We start from the raw sequence: 5,795 nt of genomic DNA, 5'->3' as shown, positions 1-5,795 counted from the left end.
AAGCAGCTATTACTACAAAAGATAATGACTTACTATTTAAAACATTAAAGGAATTGCAACCTCATCATTGGCTAGAAGCGTACAGCGACAGATAAGTTAATTTAGATACATGAAATTCCATAGAATAGTGTATCTTGAATCTTGATTAATCAAAGTTTTTTTAGTAAAAAAAGGATAGAATTTCATCTTTTTCAAGGTGAGATTCTATCTTTCATAATGTGTCCAGGCTGACCAAATAATAATTTCTTTTGTATTATTATCAACAGAATAAACAATTCGATGCTGAATATTTAAGCGTCTTGAGTATTTATCCTTTAAATTTCCAATCAATTTTTCATATGGAGGTGGATTTTGAAAAGGATTATTTTGCAAGACAACCATTAGTTCTTTAAATTTTTTATCTAAATGAGAAGATTTCAAATTCTTTAAATCTTTTGTAGCAGATTTTGCTAATTTTACAGAGTATCCCAATCAATTTCCTCCAATGCAACGAACTCATTTTCTTTTTCACGTTGTTGGATCACATCAGCTACTCCAGAAGAGTGAAGATATAATGTTTCTTGAATAGCGTCCCAGTCTTTTTTACTAATCATAACGGCTTCGCTATCTTCGTTTTTACCTGAGATATAAATAGGCTCATTAGTTTTGTTAACATCTTTTAGTAATTGATAAAAGACTTTCCTAGCTTGGCTAGGGTTTACAATCGACATAGATTATTCCTCCTTTTTCATCCATTATAACGTACCTAAAAACGTACGTCAACGGATATTTAGGTCTTCCAAATAGAGGTTATGTTATTTCATAGATCATTAAAAATATGACTACTTTATCTTTAATCTATGTCTGAGTCCTTCTATCCGATTTCCTAGCAATCGATCTGCCAAACGAATTTTCAACGTAACATATAAATAAAATAATCCACCTATAGCTGCTGAAATTCCCACATTGAGTACTGCCCCTACTCGATTTTCAGGATCAAATAGTCGATATATACTTATTTGAGTAATAAATACGACTATAGACATTGCGAAAGTAACCAATACAATCAAACCAATTTGTTTCGCTAAAGGTTTAATAGCTAGAGGAGCTAATTTATTTAAGGTTAGAAGCATTATATAAATGGTTACACCAAACCCAAGTATATTTGAAAATAACATTCCATGAGTTTGAAAAAGATAGAGTAACGGAAATTGAGTGCCTAATTTAACCATTAATCCTATAAAGAGTGCTGTTAGGGCTGATTTTGTTTAGTTAGCAGCTTGTAAAGTAGAGCCTAATAAAACAAATAAACCTAAGAAAAGACTCATATAAGAGGACCACTGTAAAATACTCGTTCCAAATGCACTATATCCGTAAAATACGGTATAGAGTGGCTTTGAAACAACAGCCATTCCAATAACAGCAGGGAACATAATGAAAAAGAACAATTAAATATTATTGCTTGACACATGAAATTCTATAGAATCATGTATTGACTGAATAAACCTTCAACACTTTTAAAGTATTGAAGTTCTTTTTTAGTGAAGATAATTTCTATCATCTTTCTACTTTCAACGAGTTAAAAGTGTATACAAAGTAGATACTTTTCTGGTATAATGAATAAAAGAAAGGAAGGGATTTTAATGATTAAACTACCCGTTAAGCAATGGGGAAACAGTCAGGCAATACGTTTACCAAAAAGCCTATTAGAAGCATTGGAAGCAGAAAAAGATGATGACTTAAACGTAGAAGTTATTAATCATTCGATTGTATTAACCAAAGCCGAAAAAGAGGTCACGTTTGAAGAACTTTTTAAAGACTACAATAAAGAAAAATTCACTACAGAAATACAAAGTTTTTCTCCTGTAGGAAATGAAAAATGGTAAAACAAGGCGATATTGTTAAAATAAATTTAGATCCTAAACAAGGACATGAACAACAAGGATACAGACCTTATATTTGTTTAAGTTATCATGGTGTCAGTGACTATGCTAATATAGCGGTCTTTGCTCCAATATCAAACACAGAACGCAACTATCCTTTATATGTTCCCTTAAAAGGTACGAAATCTTCAGGAAAAGTTTTGTTAGATCAATTAGTTACCATTGATTACAACGCAAGAAAATATAGTTACATCGAAACTGTTCCAGAAAAATTGATAGATGAATTATTAATGAAAGTAAAAGTAATCTTTCAAAAAAATGAAAAGATAAAGTGATAAAGAAGTTGTAACAGTGAAAATTATCATTTAGCAATGAAGGCTATTAACCTTTAAAAGGACTCTATCGCTTAAAAAGCAGTAGAGTCTTTGTTGCTATTACTTAGATTGATCTATCAATACAGTATAATAAAATTATTCTATAAATGTTATTTAAAAATTATTTAGAAAAGGAGAGAACAACCACTTTGAGTATTAAAAAAATTATTTTTATTCTCGATTCAGTCTCTTTTAAGCAAGTACGGTTTCTATTATCGTTTTTTTATCCGAAAATAGACTAAATTATTCAAAAATTAAAAGACGTCAGAATGTGTTCCGGTTCGGACAAAAGAGACAAGATTCTCATCCGGATAGAATTTATAGATTAAGAGCCAATCGCTGTTTCGTCCAGAAATATGACACTCCCAACAATTGAGATACTCTTTTGTTGGTTCTAGTAGATGTGCTCGGTATTCTTCTTCGGGCAAAGGAATCTCTTCAACAATCATTTTCATTGCTGTTTTAAGTTTTTCAAGATTTAAGTTGCGTTTTTTTAACCGTTTCAGATCCTTTTTAAATTTAGTGGTCTGTTTCATTTCTAACATAGACATTAGTTTCCTAAAGCATCCTCAAAAAGATCGTCAACAGAAGCGTAGCGTTTGCCTGTTCCGTTTTTGACCTCTTCATCGGATTCCTTAACTGCTGTGAGTGTTTCATTATTGAATAGGGCTTTTTTTGGTTGGAAAGGTAATCCATTTTCCGCAATTACTTGTCTGAAAAAAACGTTAATCGCCGTACTGGTATCCATTCCTAGGCTATTTAAAACCTCTACAGCTTGATTTTTGACGGTTTCATCCATGCGAACTTGTATGAGAGATTTTTTTACTTTTGTTTCCAAGTCAATCGCCTCCTTATTTAGTTCTATTATATGCTATTGTAATGCATTTGTAAACACAACAGCATGCCGAAATGTTATATATATATAACATACTTAAAAGTATGTATTGAGAATCTTGATTAAACAAACATCATACAGGTAGTCGTTTAATCTACGATTTCTACTATAGTCGTACCCCAGCCTAGATAATTTCCTATTGTAAAATAAAGCGCATAGACATTAATTAAAAGACAACAAGCACAGGCGAAGTAAACCAATTTATACAGAGTATTTGCTTTCTTATTTCTCTTTATAATGATAGGTGCCATAATTAAGCCTATCGGTGGGATCAAACTCCTCATCAGAGCAAGAACTAATAAGATTAGACCCTCATCTTTTTTGCTTGTACCATGAATACAGGCTAATTTTTGATAATTATTTTCTATTTCAAGTTCGTTTGTTTCTATTTTATTTTTAAGTTCTTTATTTTCGCTGGATTGTAGAATGAAGTTAGCAGTGGCTAACTTCATTCTACAATCCAGCAATTAATAGATTTATAATATAATTAATAAATTAACTAATACATGAAATGACATAGAATCGTGTATCCCGAATCCTTTTAAATCAAAAGGTTATAGTTATTATTATAATCGTTATTTAAATGCTATACAAAAGATAATTTTAAAATTATAATCATTTATAAAAGGGGATTATTTTATGAAGAAAAGTTTAGTTGATTTAAGTTTTAATGGAGGTGCTATTTTGAAAAAGCTATCTTTACTCTTACTAGTTTTAACGATCCTTTTCCTCATTCCTTTTCTTGTAAATAAATCGAAACAAAGTAAAATTCCTACTTTAGTGAATGTATCAGGTACTACCTACGTTTTAACGCATGAACCATATGAAGAAGTTACACAACCTGATGAAAGCTACTCGGTTCAGAAAAAGGTAGAGCGATATAGTTATCCTGAGAAAAACTTAGAATCTAATTATTTAGAAGTAGGAACCGAAATTTATTTACCCAAAAAAGCAACTGAATCTATTATTATTTATGAAAAAGATGGTAGCTTATATGTTGCAAGAGAAAATCTGAGTTATAAATAAAATAACAATTAAAAAACATATATTGATACATGAAATTGTATACAATCATGTATCCCGAACCCTTTAACAGCAGGGTTCTTTTTTTATGTCCTCCCTCAATACACGATTGTACTTTAACCAGCGGTGTAATCGCCTATTCTTTTTTGTGAGAGGAGAGGGCTTTTAAATGAGTTACAACGTCCAACCATTACGGAATCAACAACAAATAAACGACTTTTTATTCTGTTTAAGGCGCAATAAAAACGCAGAACGGGATGTTTTCCTGTTTTTGATTGGCATTAATAGCGGTTTGCGCATGTCGGATATCGTAAAATTGAAGAAACAAGACCTGATTTCCTCAAAAAATCCCCGAATCGTTGAGAAAAAAACAGGGAAAACCCGTATTTTGTATTTGAGTAGTCTGCAGGACTTGATCCAAGACTACACAAAAGACCTCGCAACAGACGATTATCTCTTTCCAAGCACGAAAGGCGGTCATTTAGAAGTAAACACCGTTTACCAGATGTTTCAAAAGGTCGCCAAGCTCTTAGGACGAGACGATATTGGCACGCACACGCTTAAAAAGACGTTTGGCTACCATTACTAGAAAAAACCCAAAGACGTGGCCACATTAATGGAAATCTTCGGTCACAGCAGTGAAACGATCACGAAACGCTATATCGGAATCAATGAAGATGAAATTAGTGAAACGTTGTTGAATTTCAGACTAGGATTTTAGTTATTATTTACGTTTAGCACTTATATAACAACTGTTTATTTGTTATATTTAAATTGTTATTTAAAATAGGTTATTTGGAGGAGTTTAATTTGAAAAAGTTAGTCATTATTTTGGGTTTCTTTGTTTTTTTTAACGTTAATGGTTAAAAGTACAAGCTGAAGAAGTACCTCTACCTGTACAATCACAAGAGTTTATTTATGATATGATTCAGGGTGGAACACAGCTATTTGAAAGTGTCAGTCCTGAAGGAAATCAACTAATCATAGAAGTATCAGAAATACCAAATTATTTACGAGCTGTTAATAATGGGAACTATACTATTTCAGCATCTATGCCAGGACATTGGAAAGCTAGCTACCAAATTTCAGTTAATAGTAATAAAATTACAAGAGCTTATTCGCCTTCTATTTTAGCTTATGCAGGAAGCTTTACTAGTGCTACACTTAAAGTAGATAGTCCAATTCAGACTACTTACTACCTGAAGAGAAAATTATTTTTGGTCACTACCTCAATAAATTTAAGAGCAAAGTTATTGTCTGATAAAATTTCTATTACTTATTGATTATCCTAGATATTCAACATTAGTTGTACCCCAACTAAAAATATCGCCCAGAATACCATAACTAATAAATAAATTAAAAGCTATACAACAAACACAAGCTAAGTAAACCAACTTATATAATGTGTTTGTTTTTTTATTTCTAATTATTAAAATAGGGGAAACAAGTAAGCCTAGAGGTGCGATTAAGAAACTCAGAAAAGAAAGAACTAATAACATTAGCCCTTCGTCTTTTTCATTTGTACCATGAATAAATTTCAACTTTTGATATTTGTTCTCAATTTCAAGCTCATTTGCTTCTATTTTATTTTTAAGGTCTTGATTTTCTTTTAGTAATTCATCAATGGATACTTCATAATAG

The 5,795-nt window shown here is 31.3% G+C and carries 11 protein-coding genes and 2 pseudogenes; 5 read left to right on the top strand and 8 right to left on the bottom strand.

Features of this window, described 5'->3' with window-relative positions; translation table 11 throughout:
- Window positions 1-204: 204 nt before the first annotated feature.
- The 4 genes and pseudogenes from WBF61_RS05875 to WBF61_RS05860 all read right to left on the bottom strand — a co-directional run bounded on the left by WBF61_RS05875 (window position 205) and on the right by WBF61_RS05860 (window position 1,391).
- The gene (locus WBF61_RS05875; protein WP_424254764.1) at window positions 205-471 is read right to left on the bottom strand and encodes a Txe/YoeB family addiction module toxin; all 267 of its coding nucleotides are present in this window, start codon (window positions 469-471) and stop codon (window positions 205-207) included.
- Window positions 456-710 (bottom strand): type II toxin-antitoxin system Phd/YefM family antitoxin, encoded by a 255-nt coding sequence (locus WBF61_RS05870; protein ID WP_424254762.1) that lies wholly within the window; start codon window positions 708-710, stop codon window positions 456-458. The genes WBF61_RS05875 and WBF61_RS05870 overlap by 16 nt, the downstream gene beginning before the upstream one ends.
- 111 nt (window positions 711-821) lie before the next feature.
- A pseudogene (locus WBF61_RS05865) lies at window positions 822-1,232 on the bottom strand (polysaccharide biosynthesis C-terminal domain-containing protein); the annotation flags it as partial.
- 15 nt (window positions 1,233-1,247) lie between these two features.
- Complete coding sequence (locus WBF61_RS05860; protein ID WP_424254761.1) at window positions 1,248-1,391, bottom strand: hypothetical protein; 144 nt, start codon at window positions 1,389-1,391, stop codon at window positions 1,248-1,250.
- Between the two features lie 231 nt (window positions 1,392-1,622).
- On the opposite strand from WBF61_RS05860, the gene WBF61_RS05855 reads away from it, so the two are divergent.
- Complete coding sequence (locus WBF61_RS05855) at window positions 1,623-1,865, top strand: AbrB/MazE/SpoVT family DNA-binding domain-containing protein (protein WP_424254759.1); 243 nt, start codon at window positions 1,623-1,625, stop codon at window positions 1,863-1,865.
- Entirely contained in the window at window positions 1,859-2,197 is a 339-nt protein-coding gene (locus tag WBF61_RS05850) for a type II toxin-antitoxin system PemK/MazF family toxin (RefSeq protein WP_424254758.1), read from the top strand. Before WBF61_RS05855 ends, WBF61_RS05850 begins: the two co-directional genes overlap by 7 nt.
- A 293-nt stretch (window positions 2,198-2,490) precedes the next feature.
- Here the strand turns inward: WBF61_RS05850 and WBF61_RS05845 are convergent, their stop codons facing one another.
- The 3 genes from WBF61_RS05845 to WBF61_RS05835 form a co-directional block, all read right to left on the bottom strand.
- Complete coding sequence (locus WBF61_RS05845) at window positions 2,491-2,787, bottom strand: type II toxin-antitoxin system YafQ family toxin (RefSeq protein WP_424254756.1); 297 nt, start codon at window positions 2,785-2,787, stop codon at window positions 2,491-2,493.
- On the bottom strand, window positions 2,787-3,074 hold the full coding sequence (locus WBF61_RS05840; protein ID WP_424254754.1) for a type II toxin-antitoxin system RelB/DinJ family antitoxin: 288 nt from the start codon (window positions 3,072-3,074) through the stop codon (window positions 2,787-2,789). The genes WBF61_RS05845 and WBF61_RS05840 overlap by 1 nt, the downstream gene beginning before the upstream one ends.
- Before the next feature lie 146 nt (window positions 3,075-3,220).
- On the bottom strand, window positions 3,221-3,583 hold the full coding sequence (locus WBF61_RS05835) for a hypothetical protein (protein WP_424254753.1): 363 nt from the start codon (window positions 3,581-3,583) through the stop codon (window positions 3,221-3,223).
- Between the two features lie 187 nt (window positions 3,584-3,770).
- Here WBF61_RS05835 and WBF61_RS05830 point away from each other — a divergent pair, with 187 nt between their 5' ends.
- The 3 genes and pseudogenes from WBF61_RS05830 to WBF61_RS05820 all read left to right on the top strand — a co-directional run bounded on the left by WBF61_RS05830 (window position 3,771) and on the right by WBF61_RS05820 (window position 5,437).
- Complete coding sequence (locus tag WBF61_RS05830) at window positions 3,771-4,157, top strand: hypothetical protein (protein ID WP_424254751.1); 387 nt, start codon at window positions 3,771-3,773, stop codon at window positions 4,155-4,157.
- Window positions 4,158-4,323: 166 nt separating this feature from the next.
- Window positions 4,324-4,875: pseudogene (locus WBF61_RS05825) on the top strand (tyrosine-type recombinase/integrase).
- Window positions 4,876-5,077: 202 nt separating this feature from the next.
- A complete protein-coding gene (locus WBF61_RS05820) occupies window positions 5,078-5,437 on the top strand; it encodes a DUF5626 family protein (RefSeq protein ID WP_424254750.1) in 360 nt (119 codons plus the stop codon).
- Here WBF61_RS05820 and WBF61_RS05815 read toward each other — a convergent pair.
- Window positions 5,438-5,795, bottom strand: a 358-nt coding sequence (locus tag WBF61_RS05815) for a helix-turn-helix domain-containing protein (RefSeq protein WP_424254748.1), incomplete at its 5' end; no start/stop codon positions are given.

This window comes from Carnobacterium sp. (assembly GCF_049673005.1).
GTDB lineage: Bacteria > Bacillota > Bacilli > Lactobacillales > Carnobacteriaceae > Carnobacterium_A.
The sequence above is the reverse complement of the archived record's forward strand: the minus strand, read 5'-3'. Positions and strand labels throughout refer to the sequence as shown.

Coding starts and splice junctions, on each gene's coding strand:
- WBF61_RS05870 (WP_424254762.1), bottom strand. CDS start 710: ATGTCGATTGTAAACCCTAGCCAAGCTAGGAAAGTCTTTTATCAATTA.
- WBF61_RS05860 (WP_424254761.1), bottom strand. CDS start 1,391: ATGGCTGTTGTTTCAAAGCCACTCTATACCGTATTTTACGGATATAGT.
- WBF61_RS05855 (WP_424254759.1), top strand. CDS start 1,623: ATGATTAAACTACCCGTTAAGCAATGGGGAAACAGTCAGGCAATACGT.
- WBF61_RS05850 (WP_424254758.1), top strand. CDS start 1,859: ATGGTAAAACAAGGCGATATTGTTAAAATAAATTTAGATCCTAAACAA.
- WBF61_RS05845 (WP_424254756.1), bottom strand. CDS start 2,787: ATGTCTATGTTAGAAATGAAACAGACCACTAAATTTAAAAAGGATCTG.
- WBF61_RS05835 (WP_424254753.1), bottom strand. CDS start 3,583: ATGAAGTTAGCCACTGCTAACTTCATTCTACAATCCAGCGAAAATAAA.
- WBF61_RS05830 (WP_424254751.1), top strand. CDS start 3,771: ATGAAGAAAAGTTTAGTTGATTTAAGTTTTAATGGAGGTGCTATTTTG.
- WBF61_RS05820 (WP_424254750.1), top strand. CDS start 5,078: ATGATTCAGGGTGGAACACAGCTATTTGAAAGTGTCAGTCCTGAAGGA.